Source organism: Actinacidiphila acididurans (genome assembly GCF_016918855.1).
Taxonomy (GTDB): domain Bacteria; phylum Actinomycetota; class Actinomycetes; order Streptomycetales; family Streptomycetaceae; genus Actinacidiphila; species Actinacidiphila acididurans.
On record NZ_JADKYB010000005.1, the window covers coordinates 474162 to 488022 of the forward strand.

Here is a 13861-nt window from a genome sequence, read left to right on the forward strand (position 1 = left end):
TTGGGAGCACACCGCACATGGAAAGCCCCACCACAATCACCCCCGCCCCCGCCGAACCACTGAAGTCCTTCAGCTTCGGCGGGGGCGTGCAGTCCATGACCGCCCTGGTGCTGGCAGCCCGCGGTGAACTGGACTACCGCACGTTCATCATGGCCAACGTCGGCGACGACTCCGAGAACCCCGCCACCCTCACCTACCTCCAGCACTACGCCATCCCCTACGCGCAGGCACACGGCCTCGAACTGGTCGTGCTGGACCGGGTCATGAAGCGCACCAAGGAAAAGCGCACGCTCTTCCAGGACCTGACGCGCCCCGGATCACGCTCGCTGAAGATCCCGGTACGGATGTCCAACGGGGCCCCGGGCACGCGTTCGTGCACCGCCCAGTTCAAAATCAAGGTCGTCGGCGACGAACTTCGGCGGCGCGGCGCTACCGCCGACCGCCCGGCCACGGTCGGGATCGGCATCAGCCTGGACGAGATCGCACGGGCCAACAACCGCCGCTGCGAACCCCATGAGCGCATCGAATACCCGCTGCTGGAACGCGGGATGCGCCGGATCGACTGCGCCCGCATCATCCGCTCCGCCGGCCTCCCGATCCCGCCGAAGTCATCGTGCTGGTTCTGTCCGTTCCACCGGCCTGAGACCTGGCACGAGATGCGCCGCACCGAACCCGAGCTGTTCGAGCGCGCCTGCCAGCTCGAAGACCTCCTCAACGCCCGCCGCGACGAACTCGGCAAGGACCACGTCTACCTGACGCGCTTCAACCGGCCGCTCCGCGAGGCCATCCCGGACGGCGTGGACGTCCTGTTCGACACCGACGACATCGACACCGGCTGCGATTCCGGCTGGTGCATGACGTGAATCCCGACCCGCGGTTGCGGCCCACCCTGGAATGCCCCGGCATCCAGGTCTTCGCCCCCGTTCACCCCGACCGGCCGTTCGCCCACATCAGCCCGGCCGTTCCGGTCGCGGTGTGTGTCTGCCGGTGCGGGGCCCATGCCACCGCCCACGGCGCCGAAGCCGTCGCTGCCCTGGTGGCCAAGTGGACCGCCCACCAACCGGAGTGCCCGGGCCGCGCCGTGCGGCCGTGCGAGCACTGCGGGGAGCCGACCCGCTGCCGCTCCACGGGTCTGTCCGGCTGGCCGGCGCACGCCGAGTGCTACGCCGTATGGGCCGACCGGCCCGTTGAACAGCGTCGCCGCGCCCACCAGATCGACCGGATCAAAGCCCGTGAACTGCAACGCCGCAAAGCCGCGCGCCTGCACGAACAGCTCACCCGGCAGGGCTACGCGCCCGATGTCATCCAACTGATCATCACCGGCGGGTGGTCCAGCGAACAAGAACCCGCCGCCTGACCCGCAAGGACACCCCTTGACCACATCGCGCCTGCGCCGCATCGTCGGCCGGCCGCGGCTCGCTGTGCGCTACTGGCCCGGCTGGGTGGACACCACCCGCCGCGGCCGGTGGATCGGCCCCCGGCCCATCCTCGCCCTGCACCGCACCCCCGTGCCCAACTGCCCGCAGTGCGATGGCACCGGCGAAGTCGAGTCCGGCTCGCCGTACCAGGAAGAGCCGGACATCGACCCCTGCCCGTGCGCGCCCTTCCACCCGCTGCTCAAGCTGTGGCTCCCGCACGCCGCCGCCCGCCTCGCTACGGCCATCGACTACCGGCGCAACCGCCACCTCTACAGCAGCGAACCGCCGTTCTAGCCCCGCCCGGGGCGACCGCACCTCTCGCCAAAGACACGCGGTCGCCCCGGTACCAGCACCCTTCGAGGAACTGGAGAACCCCCAGCATGACCTATCCCGCTCAACCCGCGCTGCTGTCCGCGGCGCTGGCCGCGGCCGGCCGCGGCTGGCCCGTCATTCCACTGCGGCCCGGCGGCAAGGTCCCCGCGCTGCACGGCGAACGGCGCTGCCCCGGTACCGGCGACTGCACCGGCGGGCACCGCACGTTCGAGCAGCGCGCCACCACCGATCCAGGCCGCATCGAACGCTGCTGGACGAGCGGCCCGTTCAACGTCGGCATCGCCACCGGCCCCGCCGGGCTGCTGGTGGTGGACCTGGACACGCTCAAGCCCAAGGACGAGAAGGGCACGCCTGACGGCGTGGAATCCTTCCTGGCGCTCTGCGAGCGCGCCGGAGAGGCCGTCCCCACCACCCGCACCATCCGGACCCCCTCCGGCGGACGGCATCTGTACTTCCTCGCCCCGAACGGGGCCCGGCTGGGCAACACCGCGGGCACCCTCGCCCGGAAGGTGGACACCCGGGCATGGGGCGGACAGGTCGTCGCCCCCGGCAGCACGACCCCACAAGGCCCGTACACGGTCCTGTACGACCGGCCGGTTGCAAATCTACCCGAATGGCTCCAAAAGGCTCTGACGGCCCCTCAGAAGCCCGCAGTGACCCCGTTCCGGCCCACGGTCGTGCGGAACGCCTCGCGGTTGGCCGCGGTCGTCCTGGAACGGGAGACCGCGACCGTCGCGGGCACGGCCGAAGGCGGGCGGCAAGCCGAACTGCTGCGCGCGGTGCGGGCCGTGGGCCGGTTCGTGGCGTGGGGCGACCTCGACCGCACCGCCGTGGAAACGGCTTTTACCTGCGCGGGGGAGTCGGCGGGACTGCCGCCGGCCGAGTGCCGCGCCACGATCCGCAAGGCCCTGGACTACTCCATTCGCTCCGCCTGGCCCCGGGAGACGGCATGACCACCCCCGACCCCCGCCCGCAGGGTAAAAGCCCCATCGCACCCCCCGACCAGCCCCGCACCGCCGAACCGGCCGCGCTCCCCACCGGCCGTAGCGCGCCGAAGAACGCCGCCCGCAAGGGCGTCCCCTCTGCTGTTCGCCCTGGCCCCAGCAGCGACGGCGCGGCCCTGCTGGACGAGGTCGAAGCCTTCCACCGTCGCTTCAACGTCTTCCCTGCCGAAGCCGCCTATGTCGCCGTGGCCTTGTGGGACGCGCACGCGCACCTGCTCGACTGCTTCGACTCCACCCCCCGCATCGCCTTCCTCTCCCCCGAACCGGGGTCGGGCAAGTCCCGGGCCCTGGAGATCGTGGAGACCCTGGCGCCCCGGCCTATGGTGGCCGTCAACGCCTCCGCCGCCGCCCTGTTCCGTGCGGTCTCCGGCCCGGAGGGACGACCGACGATCCTCTTCGACGAGATCGACACCGTATTCGGGCCCAAGGCAGGCGAGAACGAGGAACTGCGCGGGTTCCTCAATGCCGGGCACCGCCGGACCGGGGTCACCTACCGGTGCGTGGGCGACAGTCAGACCGTCACCCCCTTCCCCTCCTACGCCGCGGTGGCCGTCGCCGGACTCGGCTCCCTGCCCGACACGATCCTGACCCGCTCCGTCATCATCCGCATGCGCCGCCGCGCCCGTAACGAGCACGTGGAACCCTTCCGCGCCCGCCTGCACGAAGCCGAAGGCAACGCCCTGCGCGACCGCCTGGCCGCGTGGGCGGAGCAGGTGCGCGAGCAGGTACGCCAGACCTGGCCGCAGATGCCGGACGGCATCACCGACCGCCCCGCGGACGTGTGGGAACCCCTGCTCGCCGTCGCCGACGCGGCCGGCGGAACCTGGCCGCAGCGGGCCCGCGCCGCCTGCGTGGCCCTGGTGCGAGCAGCCCAGTCCACCGACAAGCACAGCATCGGCATCCGGCTGCTGACCGACCTGCGCGACCACGTCCTTGTCGGCATCGACCGCCTGCCCACCATCGCCATCCTCGACCGGCTCAACGCCCTGGACGACGCCCCCTGGGCCGACCTGGACGGCAAGCCCCTGGACAACCGGCGCCTCTCACGGATGCTCGCCGAGTACATGACCGCCGACAACGAACCGATCCGCTCCCGCAACATCCGCACCAGCGGCGGCATCCTCAAGGGCTTCCACGCCGCGGACCTCGAAGACGCATGGGCCCGCTACTGCGCCCCCCGCAAGTCCGCTACAGCCGCTACGCCGCTACAACCCAGCTCAGACCACCTGAATCCGTAGCGGCAACCCACGATGTAGCGGCTACACACCCGACCCCCGCAGTTGGCCGTAGCCGCTACATCCCACCCGTCCGCTACAAAAAACACACCGCTGACCTGCAATGTAGCGGCGTAGCGGATGTAGCGGACTCCCCAGAGGGGTCCCAGTCCCGCTCACCTAGGAGCCACCTACATGAGCACCGCCACGGCACCCATGCCCCGTCTCCTCTACCGCCCCGAGGAAGCTGCGGAAGTTCTGGCCCTTGGTCGGTCGACCATCTACGAACTGATGGCCGCCGGCAACCTGCGCTTCGTCAAGTGCGGCCGGTCCCGCCGCATCCACCACACCGAGCTGGAGCGGTTCGCCGCCGCTCTCTCCGATCAGAGCCGCTAGTTCGCCAGCACACCACCGGGGGCGAGTCGAACAAGTCGGCTCGCCCCCGGTCCTTTCCGGAGGAACCGTGAGCCCCCGCAAGTCCAACATGGAATCGTCCATCTACCTCGGAAGTGACGGATGGTGGCACGGCCGCGTCACCATGGGAGTCAAGAGCGACGGCAGTCCCGACCGGCGCCACCGCCGGGCCAAGACCGAAGTTGAAATCAGGCGCAAGGTCAAGGAATTGGAGGCGTTGCGCGACAGGGGACGTGCCCCGAAGGCTGGTCGAAAGCCCACTGTGCAGAAGTGGATGGAGACCTACCTCACCGACATTGCCAGCCTCAAACTCCGCCCACGTTCGCTCGATGACTACTGGTCGAAGACCCGCAATGACATCATCCCGGGTATCGGTCAGCACCGGCTCGACAAGCTGGAGCCTGAGCACCTTGAGCGGATGTATCGGGCGATGCTGGACGCCGGGCATGCACCGTCGCACGTCCTGAAGGTGCACCGCATTCTGTCGCGGGCCCTGAAAATCGCCCACCGCCGGCGGATGGTCGTTGAGAACGTGGCGACGCTCGTGGACCCGCCGAGTCTGGACGAGACCGAGGCGAATCCGTTCACGATCGAGGAGGCGAAAGCCTTCCTTGCCGCCGCGGTCAAGCGGCCAACCTACATGCGGTGGGTGGTCGGTGTCGGCATGGGATTCCGGCAGGGCGAATGCCTCGGTCTGCGCTGGTCGTATGTGGACCTGGAAGGGGAGTTGTTCCACCCGCAGTGGCAGCTTCAGCGACTCACGTGGCGGCATGGCTGCGACGACCCGCACCAATGCGGAATGCGACTGCACCGCTTCGACCCCTGCCCGCAGGACTGCACCGTGCACAAGGGCTACAAGCGTGGGTGTCCGAAGCCGTGCGCGAAGACGTGCACCAGGCACGCGAGCGCATGCCCGGACCGCAAAGACGGCGGTCTGACGTACACCCGACCCAAGACGAAGAAGAGCAGGAACGCGGTACCGATCCCGCCGCCGTTCATCCCCTACCTGCGCGAGCACAGGGAGCAGCAGGAGGAAGCGAAGGCCGCCGCCGGGGATGCCTGGCAGGAGTACGGCGCGGTGTTCACCCGGCCGGACGGCCGGCCACTGGACCCGCGACAGGACTGGGAGGAGTTCAAGGAACTCCTGGCCGAAGCGGGCATTGACGACCGGCGCCTGTACGACGGGAGCCGCCACACCGCCGGCACGATTCTGAACGAGCTGGGCGTGGACATCGTGACCATCATGGAGATCCTTCGGCACACCCAGATCACCCAGACCCGCAGGTACGTCCAGGGCCGGAACCACATGGCCAAGGCCGCCATGGATCGCATCGGGGAGACGGTCATCCCCCGGCCCCTCACGGCCCCCATTGAGACCAGAACTGAGACCACCGATAGCAAGGCGGACCGCGCACGCCGCCGCCGTCGCATCCGATGAACGAGAAACCCCAGCTCAGAGCGATCTGAGCTGGGGTTTCGGGTGAGCCGCCTTCGGGATTCGAACCCGAGACCTACGCATTACGAGTGCGTTGCTCTGGCCAACTGAGCTAAGGCGGCTTGTTGCGGGGTGCGGCGGGGGCCGGTGCGTCCCGGGGGACGGCGGGTGGCAGCCGCAGCGGTGGAAAGTCTACAGGGTCGCGGGGGGTGGTCCGGACGGGGCGAGGGTCGGGGTCACGTGCAGTGCTTTCCGGCGGCCGGGACCGTGCCGGCGAGGAGGTAGGCGTTGACGGAGGAGTCGATGCAGTCGGAGCCGCGGGCGTAGGCGGTGTGGCCGTCGCCGACGTAGGTGAGGAGGTGGCCGCTGGAGAGTTGGTGGGCCAGGGAGACGGCCCAGGCGTAGGGGGTGGCGGGGTCGCGGGTGGTGCCGACGACCAGGATGGGGGCCGCGCCCTTGGCGGCGATGCGCTGGGGGCGGCCCGTGGCGGGGACCGGCCAGTAACCGCACACCAGGGAGGACCAGGCCAGCGTGGTGCCGAAGTGGGGGGAGGCCGCGCGGAAGGAGGGGAGGGCGCGTTCGACGTCGGCCGGCGTGTGCAGGGCCGGGGGGAGGTCGAGGCAGTTCACGGCGGCATTGGCGTACATCAGATTGCTGTATTTTCCGCTGTTGTCCCGCTCGTAATAGCTGTCCGAGAGCTTGAGCAGCGGACCGCCGTCGCCTTGGTCCGCGCTGCTCAGCGCGGACCGCAGCGTCGGCCACGCCTCCTGGTCGTACATCGCCGCGATCACGCCCGTCGTTCCGAGCGCCTCGGTGAGCGGGCGCGACGTGCCCGTGGCCAGCGGGTGCGCGTCGAGCCTGCGGAACAGGTCGTCGAGGTTCTTGCCGGCCGCGTCAAGCGACGTGCCGAGCGGGCACCCGGACTGCTTCACGCAGTCCTTCGCGAACGCGGCGAACGCCACCTCGAACCCGCCCGCCTGCTGCCGGCTACCCTCCAGCGAACTCACCGAGGGGTCCATCGCGCCGTCCAGCACCAGCCGCCCGACCCGCTGCGGGAACAGCCCCGCGTAGGTCGCGCCGAGGAAGGTCCCGTACGACTTTCCGACGTACGTCAGCTTCGCGTCGCCGAGCAGCGCTCGCAGCACGTCCATGTCGCGCGCCGAATCGACCGTCGAGACATGCGCCAGCAGCTTCGCCGAGCGCTTCTCGCAGCCCGCCGCGAACGACTTGTCCGCGCTGGTCAGGTCCGTGATCTCGGCCGCTGTGTCGGGCGTCGTGTCGACCTCGGTGTACGCGTCCATCTGCCGATCGGACAAGCATTCCACCGGTGAACTGCGCGCCACCCCGCGCGGGTCGAGGCCGACCATGTCGTATCGGCTCGTGACGGCGGACGGGTAGCCGAGCGCCGCGTACTGCAGGTAGTCGATGGCGGAACCCCCCGGTCCGCCCGGGTTGACCAGCATCGATCCGAGGCGGCTGCCGGGACCGGCGGCCTTCTTGCGGGCCACCGAGAGCGTCAGGTCGTCGGCGGCGGACGGGTGGGCGTAGTCCAGCGGGACCTTCATCTTCGCGCACTGGAAGCCGGGCGCGCCGCAGTCCCGCCAGGAGAGTTTCTGGTGGTAGTACGGCGCCAGGTTCGCCGGACTTGCGGTCGGCAGCGGGGTCAGCGAGCCGGCCGACGCCGAGGGTACGGGCGAGGACGCCGCCGCGCCGTGCCCGCCTCCCCCGGTGGAACATGCGGACAGCAGCAGGCCGGTCACCGCGATCACGGTGGCGGGGATACGGAACAAGCGCGTGGCGTGCATCGGCGGCTCGGGTCCTCCCGTCGGGTGACTGCGAGCGTAACCGGCGCGGTGCGCCCACCCCGGAATGAGCTGTCCTCTTTCGGATGATTTACGGGACTACGGTGGCCCCCTCACGAGTGACGGTCGGCTTCGGAGTGACGGCCAGCACATGGGGCGAGGCAGGGACGGTGGGCTGCGGCTGCGGTACGTCGGTGGGCCGGGTCCGCGGTACGGGCGCGGTGGTGGGTACGGGCTCGGTGGTGGGTACGGACGAGGCGGTCGGTACGGGTCCGGTGCCGGCCCCGCGCGCCGGTCCGTCGAGCTTCTCGGTGAGGAAGCCGGCGATCCGTACGAACAGTTCGCGGCGCTGCGCCACCCCGTCCAGGAGGCGCACCTCGGTGCCGTGCCGGTGCAGGGCGGTGCGCAGGGCGCGGGCCGAGGAGCCGGTGGTGTCCGGCTCGCCCGCCGGGAGGGCCAGGAGTACGGGGAGGCGCGGGCCGGGGGCGGGCGCCGGGGCCGCGCTCGGGTACGTACCGGAGACGCCGACCGCCGCGGCCCAGCCGGCCGAGTCGGCGAAGGCGTCGCGTACGGCGCAGGCGGCGCCCGGGCCGACGCCGAGCGCGGCCCGGGCGGTGGGGGCCGTCAGGGTGCGGTATCGGCGCGCGACCTCGGCCAGCACGGGTCCGGCGGGGCGCGCGCAGTCGGGCGGGGCCACCACGATGAAGGCGTCCGCGACCCGCCGCTCGACACCCAGGGCGAGACCGGCGTAAAGGTCGCCGTCAGCGGGCGCCGTGACGCGGGCCAGCACCACGGGGTACGCGACCCCGGCCGCACGCGGGGAGTCGTACCAGGGGGGCAACCACACCCTCGTGCCGTCCGGCAGCAAGTCCATGGTGCCGCCGGCCAGGTGGCCCAGGGTGCGCACCCGGGGCGGCGGAGGCGCGGGTTCCGGCGTCCGTGGCGGGGGCGGCGGCGGTACGGGCGTCCCGGTCCGGCTCTCCGCGGGTGCGGCCGTGGCGGCGGCCGGCCCCGCCTTCGCCCCGCCGTCGTCCCCCGTCCCCGCCCCGCTCACCAGCGTCCCCGCCAGCGCGGCCGCCACCAGCACCGCCCCACCGGCCGCCGCGGCCCGCGCCACGGTCCCCGCCCGGTCCTCGGCCAGCTCGTACGGCCGCCCAGCCCGCTCGTTCCGCCAGTACCGCACCGCCCGCCGCCCCAGCACCAGGGCCGCGGCGGCGGCCAGAACCAGCAGCGACATGAGCAAGGGCGCGATCATGGCCGCACCATGCAATGCCCCACCCTCCCACCCGGGGAACCCGGCCCCACGCCCTCCCTTCGACCACCCGATCAGCGGTACGGCTTTCTCCCTGCCGGGAAGACCTGTGGCCGCTAGGAGGGGTGGGGTGACGGGGTAGGGCGCCGGGCCCGCCCGGCCGGGGCGGTGCAGGAACGGGTGGAGAGTGCGAGGGGGTCCGACGTGGGGCGGAGGGCAAGCGGTTTGCGTCAGCTGGACTGGGCTCGAGGTGGTGGGCGCGGGCACGAGCGCGTATCGGCAGGCCCGCACCCGGGGCACCGTCCGCGCGGCCGGTGAGCGCAGGAAGTCAAAGGACGCGACCGCGGACCGCACCTCGTACCGGCGCCCCCGCGCCCGGCCACGAAAGGAAGCGAAGAACGGTAAAAGGCGCCAAGCCGCACCCGAGGAGCCCGCCCCGCCGATGCCTCGCCCAGGCTGCCTTCGACCGCACCGGGACGGGCATCGAACCGGCACACCCGTAACGCCAGGCGCGAGTAACCCCCTGTCGCAGCAACGCAGGTACGCCTCTCGGCCGTGACACGCGGCGCACCACAAGCCGTAGTAGCCCCGAGGCAGGCCCGGACGGCAGGCGTCGCAAGCCAACAAGGCACACCCCGCAACCAGCGCCCCGGCCGCAAGCCAGTGGGCACCAGCGCCCCCAGCCACAAACCCAAAGCGCCGAGTCGGCAGAGACCCCCTGGCCACAGGCCGGGAACCGCCCCCGACTCGCACCCACCCCCACCGGCCCGCCCCCTCAAGGGCGCCCCGCAAAAAGAACGTTCAGCCCTCCCGCAAAGCGAGGGTCATCGCTTCGACGGCCAGCAGAGGCGCCACGTTTGCGTCCAGGGCTTCGCGGCAGGCGAGGACGGATTCGATGCGGCGGAGGGTTTGTTCGGGGCGGGAGGCGGAGGCGATGCGGTGGATGGCGTCGTGGGATTCGGTGTTGGCTATGCGGGCGGGGGAGCCGGCGAGTTGGAGGGCGAGGACGTCGCGGTAGAAGGCGGCGAGGTCGGTGAGGGCGACGTCGAGGGTGTCGCGCTGGGTGCGGGTGGCGCGGCGCTTTTGGCGGTCGGCGAGTTCTTTCATGGCGCCGGCGGTGCCGCGGGGCATGCGGCTGCCCGCGCCGGCGGCGGCGCCCAGGGCTTGACGCAGCTCCTCCGTCTCCTTGGCGTCCATTTCCTCGGCGACGGCCTTGGCGTCCTCGGTGGCGGCGTCGACGAGTTCCTGGGCGGCGCGCAGGCAGCCGCCGATGTCGGACAGGCGCAGGGGCAGGCGCAGTACGTCGGCGCGGCGGGCGCGGGCGGCCTCGTCGGTGGCCAGGCGGCGGGCCCGGTCGATGTGGCCCTGGGTGGCGCGGGCGACCTGGGTGGCCAGCGCCGGGTCGATGCCGTCGCGCCGCATCAGGACGTCGGCGACCGCCTCGGGCGAGGGGGTGCGCAGCGTCAGCAGACGGCAGCGGGAGCGGATGGTGGGCAGCGCGTCCTCCACGGAGGGCGCGCACAACAGCCACACCGTGCGCGGCGCAGGCTCCTCCACCGCCTTGAGCAGGACGTTCGCGGCGCCCTCGGTGAGCCGGTCGGCGTCCTCCATGAGGATCACCTGCCAGCGGCCCCCGGCCGGGGAGAGGTTGGCCCGGCGGACCAGCTCACGCGTCTCCTTGACGCCGATCGACAGCAGGTCGGTACGTACGGTCTCCACGTCGGCATGGGTGCCGGACAGCGTCGTATGGCACCCGTCGCAGAACCCGCAGCCCGGCGCCCCGCCGAGCGCCTTGTCGGGGCTGACGCACTGCAGGGCCGCCGCGAAGGCCCGCGCCGCGGTGGCCCGGCCCGACCCCGGCGGCCCGGTGAACAGCCAGGCGTGCGTCATCCGCCCGCCCCGGGCCCGCCCCCCCGCCGAATCCGTACCCGCACCCGAGTCGGCGGCCTCCGGCCCCTCCCCTGACTCCGCCGCCTCCTCCAGCGCGTGCGCCCGCTCGACCGTCGTCACCAGCGACCGTTCGGACTGGGCCGCGACCAGGGCGTCGGCATCCGCGGCGGCGGCCGCCAGCTCCGCCACCACCTGGGGCTGACCGATCACGTCGTCCCATACGGCCATGTCCCTCACCACCCTCGTCCGTGCCGTCATCCGTCATCCGTAAGCGCCCAGCGCACACCCGTACGCGCCCGCGCGTCCCGTCACCTGTCCGGTCCGCCGCGGTCCCCCCGGGCCCCGCACCGCAGGACCCGCACCGCCGCTGTCACGCCCGGACGAACCCGCGCCCGACCATTGTGGAGCACCCCACTGACAACGCCCCCGCCAACCGCCCCCACCTGCGGGGATACGGCGAGCCCCGCCCGAGACACCCCGCGAAGAGCCCCCTCACAGCGACAGCCGCTGCACCCCCGACGCCACCGCCCGCTGCTCCGGCGCGTCCGCCCCGCCGGTCCAGCAGGAGCCGCGCCGAGCGAGCAGGCGGCGCAGCCACACCTCGGTGGCGACAAGGTCGCCGATGCCGTCGAGGGCCACTGGCTCGCCCTGGGCGGCGGCCCGCAGCACGTGCCGTACGACGCGGGCCTCGACCAGGCCGGCGTCGGCGAGCAGCGGGGCGTCGAAGAGGTCGAGCAGCGGGTCGAGGGCAGTGCTCAGGCCCGCACGCAGGGCAGGGCCGGTGGCCGGGGACGAGCCGGAGCCCCAGCCGGGCGGCAGTTCGCGCACCCCCGCGCCGGACAGGACCTCGCGCAGCACCTGGGCGCGCGCGCCGGGCCGTACCCGCAGAGCGGCGGGCAGCATCTGGCCGGCGCGTACCACCTGGTTGTCGAGGAAGGGGGCGTGCAGCCGCTGGGAGGGGACGGCGACGGCCTGTTCGTAGACGCGGAAGTCGGCGGCCTGGCGCGCCAGGGCGGCGCGGGCGCGGCGCTGGCCGGGGCGTTCCAGCGGCCAGGGGCGGCGGGCGGCGTCCTGGAGGCGAACCGATACTTCAGCCAGTGCCTCCCCGGTGAGCCAGCCGGCCGCCGGCCCGGGCCGGACCCACGCCATGGCGGCGAGAGAGGCGTCCAGGGGGCCGCCCGCGGCGCCGGCCAGGGTGCCGGACAGCAGAAGGGCGGCGGTGTCCTCCACTGCGCGCTGGTAGGGGGTGCGGGCCAGCCGCCGGGCGGCTCGGTAGACGGTCAGCGGCACGGTGAACGGCACCAGCGCCGGGTGCCCGGCCGAGCCGTCGGCGCGGGTCAGCGCGGCGACCGGACGTACGAGAGAGCGGCGGCGACGGTCCATCAGCAGGTCAGCCAGGCGCGCGGGGTGGGCGTCGAGCACCTGGCGGGCGCCGTAGCCGATCAGGTGGTCGGCGCCGCCCGCTGACAGCCGCTGCCGGTGCCGTTCGGCGATCACCAGGGGCGCGCCCGGCTCGTCGGTGAGCGGCCCGGCCAGCGGGCCCGCGGCGAGGTCGGCGTAGGGCAGCGCCTCGGGGCCGCCGGCCACCACCACGTGCCGCAGCCGCGGGTCGGTGCCCATGCGCCGGGCGCGTTCGAGTTCGGCCTCGCGCAGGGCGAGCCCGCCCGCCGCCAGGTCGTTGAAAGTGACCGCGAGCAGCCGCTCGCCGGCCAGCGCGCCCGGGGTGCCGGGAAGGGTGCCGGGCATTCCGGGCAGCCCGGCTGCGAGCAGCGCCAGGGTGGCGGACGCGACGCCGCCGGACAGGTCGGCGCCGATGCCGGGGGCCGGGGCCTCGTCGGGGTCGGGGACGTAGCGGGGCTGCGCGAGTCGGGCGCGTACGGCCTCCACGAGCGCGTCGCGTACGCCTGCCACGGCGGCTTCGGCGTCGGCGGCGGTGGCCTGGTGGTGGCCGGAGGCGAGGGAGGCGGTCGGCTCGTAGCCGCTGATCTCGGGGGCGCCGTCGCGCAGGATCAGCGCGTGGCCGGGCGGCACCCGGCGCACGCCGAGGTACGGGGTGCCGTCGCCGATCGCCTCGGGAGAGTCGGGCAGCGCGAGGGTGGCGGCGAGGTGGGTGACGTCGAGTCCGGCCTCGATCAGGTCGGCGAGCGGAAGCGCGGCGGTGGCGTAGGCGGTGCCGCCGGACCAGGGGGTGTGGAAAACCGGCCGCGCCCCGGCGAGATCGCCGAGTACCGTGATTCTGCGCCCTATCTGCAGCACCGCCGTGTAGCTGCCGGGCCAGGCCGTCACGTGTCGCAGCGCCCCGCCGCGCGCGGCGACCAGCCCGAGCCGCAGTTCCGCGTCGCTGGCCCCGCAGCGACCGAGGACCGCCAGCCGTGCCACGCCGCCCGCGTCCCTGGCGGCGCCGGAGGCACCCGCGCCGCCGAGTCCGCCGGAGAAGCTGAAGCCGGTGACGCCCGGGGCGGCCGTGCCGTGCTGCCGCCGGTCGTAGGAGCCGTCGTAGGCGGCACCGCCGGCGTACGGATGCGCCTGCCCGTACGCCTCGGCGCCGGGTACGCCTCTGCCGTGCCCGTTGCCGTTGCGGGACGCGCCGCCGGCCGGGTCGGCGTACACCACGCGCACCTCGTCGGGCCGCCAGTCGCCGACCGCCCACAGCGGATCGGGCCCGGCCCACAGCAGTTGGGCGCCGACCGGCTGCAGCTCGCGGCCGCGCGCGCCGGTGACGGGATCCGCGGTGGCACGACTCCACCCCACCAACCACCGCATCGCGCCTCCACAGGCTGTGGACAGCCGGGGGCGCTCGCACCCTTGCCGCGCCCCGCGCCGCCGCCACGTGTGATGTCCGGAAGACCATGCTGCCATGGGGAAGCGCGCAAAGAGGCGCATGGGTGCACCAAGGAGCACCGGGTCGTCGCCGCGACCACGGGCGGACAGCGCTCGATGACACCCGGCGACCGGAACGGGTGGCCGGGTGCAGTACGCGACGGGATCGGGGCCGCTCAGGGACCGGGCAAGGGCGTAAGACGGGCCCCGCCGAAGCCGAGGCGGGAAGCGGAAGCCGACCACCCGGAAAGCGAGCCCGGCCTCGGACAGCAAACGTCG

The 13861-nt window shown here is 73.0% G+C and carries 11 protein-coding genes and 1 tRNA gene; 7 read left to right on the forward strand and 5 right to left on the reverse strand.

Translation table 11 applies throughout. The features are described 5' to 3' along the window. The first annotated feature begins 17 nt into the window (after positions 1-17). From ITX44_RS12285 to ITX44_RS12315, 7 genes are all read left to right on the forward strand, one after another. The gene (locus tag ITX44_RS12285; RefSeq protein WP_205357150.1) at positions 18-863 is read left to right on the forward strand and encodes a phosphoadenosine phosphosulfate reductase; all 846 of its coding nucleotides are present in this window, start codon (positions 18-20) and stop codon (positions 861-863) included. Further along, complete coding sequence (locus ITX44_RS12290) at positions 851-1357, forward strand: hypothetical protein (RefSeq protein WP_205357151.1); 507 nt, start codon at positions 851-853, stop codon at positions 1355-1357. Before ITX44_RS12285 ends, ITX44_RS12290 begins: the two co-directional genes overlap by 13 nt. A 16-nt stretch (positions 1358-1373) precedes the next feature. Next, positions 1374-1712 carry a hypothetical protein gene (locus ITX44_RS12295; RefSeq protein ID WP_205357152.1) on the forward strand — a complete coding sequence of 113 codons (339 nt, stop codon included), beginning with the start codon at positions 1374-1376 and terminating at the stop codon, positions 1710-1712. Between the two features lie 86 nt (positions 1713-1798). Then, on the forward strand, positions 1799-2704 hold the full coding sequence (locus ITX44_RS12300) for a bifunctional DNA primase/polymerase (protein ID WP_205357153.1): 906 nt from the start codon (positions 1799-1801) through the stop codon (positions 2702-2704). Next, the gene (locus ITX44_RS12305) at positions 2701-3993 is read left to right on the forward strand and encodes a DUF3631 domain-containing protein (protein WP_205357154.1); all 1293 of its coding nucleotides are present in this window, start codon (positions 2701-2703) and stop codon (positions 3991-3993) included. The genes ITX44_RS12300 and ITX44_RS12305 overlap by 4 nt, the downstream gene beginning before the upstream one ends. Positions 3994-4164: 171 nt before the next feature. Continuing rightward, the gene (locus ITX44_RS12310; protein WP_205357155.1) at positions 4165-4365 is read left to right on the forward strand and encodes a helix-turn-helix domain-containing protein; all 201 of its coding nucleotides are present in this window, start codon (positions 4165-4167) and stop codon (positions 4363-4365) included. Positions 4366-4432: 67 nt separating this feature from the next. After that, positions 4433-5821 (forward strand): tyrosine-type recombinase/integrase, encoded by a 1389-nt coding sequence (locus ITX44_RS12315; RefSeq protein WP_205357156.1) that lies wholly within the window; start codon positions 4433-4435, stop codon positions 5819-5821. A 45-nt stretch (positions 5822-5866) separates the two neighbouring features. On the opposite strand, the gene ITX44_RS12320 is transcribed toward ITX44_RS12315, so the two are convergent. From ITX44_RS12320 to ITX44_RS12340, 5 genes are all read right to left on the reverse strand, one after another. Next, a tRNA-Thr gene (locus tag ITX44_RS12320) sits at positions 5867-5940 on the reverse strand. Positions 5941-6054: 114 nt separating this feature from the next. Next, entirely contained in the window at positions 6055-7623 is a 1569-nt protein-coding gene (locus ITX44_RS12325; protein WP_205357157.1) for an alpha/beta hydrolase, read from the reverse strand. Positions 7624-7711: 88 nt separating this feature from the next. Next, on the reverse strand, positions 7712-8875 hold the full coding sequence (locus ITX44_RS12330; RefSeq protein ID WP_205357158.1) for a hypothetical protein: 1164 nt from the start codon (positions 8873-8875) through the stop codon (positions 7712-7714). A 798-nt stretch (positions 8876-9673) separates the two neighbouring features. Beyond that, a complete protein-coding gene (locus tag ITX44_RS12335; RefSeq protein ID WP_205357159.1) occupies positions 9674-10990 on the reverse strand; it encodes a DNA polymerase III subunit delta' in 1317 nt (438 codons plus the stop codon). 264 nt (positions 10991-11254) lie between these two features. After that, the gene (locus ITX44_RS12340) at positions 11255-13525 is read right to left on the reverse strand and encodes an asparagine synthase-related protein (RefSeq protein ID WP_236060394.1); all 2271 of its coding nucleotides are present in this window, start codon (positions 13523-13525) and stop codon (positions 11255-11257) included. Between the last annotated feature and the right edge of the window lie 336 nt (positions 13526-13861).

What these genes read in the sequence shown, in the direction of transcription:
- ITX44_RS12300 (WP_205357153.1), top strand. Translation starts at nt 1,799, where the DNA reads ATGACCTATCCCGCTCAACCCGCGCTGCTGTCCGCGGCGCTGGCCGCG.
- ITX44_RS12335 (WP_205357159.1), bottom strand. Translation starts at nt 10,990, where the DNA reads ATGGCCGTATGGGACGACGTGATCGGTCAGCCCCAGGTGGTGGCGGAG.
- ITX44_RS12330 (WP_205357158.1), bottom strand. Translation starts at nt 8,875, where the DNA reads ATGATCGCGCCCTTGCTCATGTCGCTGCTGGTTCTGGCCGCCGCCGCG.
- ITX44_RS12325 (WP_205357157.1), bottom strand. Translation starts at nt 7,623, where the DNA reads ATGCACGCCACGCGCTTGTTCCGTATCCCCGCCACCGTGATCGCGGTG.
- ITX44_RS12285 (WP_205357150.1), top strand. Translation starts at nt 18, where the DNA reads ATGGAAAGCCCCACCACAATCACCCCCGCCCCCGCCGAACCACTGAAG.
- ITX44_RS12305 (WP_205357154.1), top strand. Translation starts at nt 2,701, where the DNA reads ATGACCACCCCCGACCCCCGCCCGCAGGGTAAAAGCCCCATCGCACCC.
- ITX44_RS12340 (WP_236060394.1), bottom strand. Translation starts at nt 13,525, where the DNA reads ATGCGGTGGTTGGTGGGGTGGAGTCGTGCCACCGCGGATCCCGTCACC.
- ITX44_RS12310 (WP_205357155.1), top strand. Translation starts at nt 4,165, where the DNA reads ATGAGCACCGCCACGGCACCCATGCCCCGTCTCCTCTACCGCCCCGAG.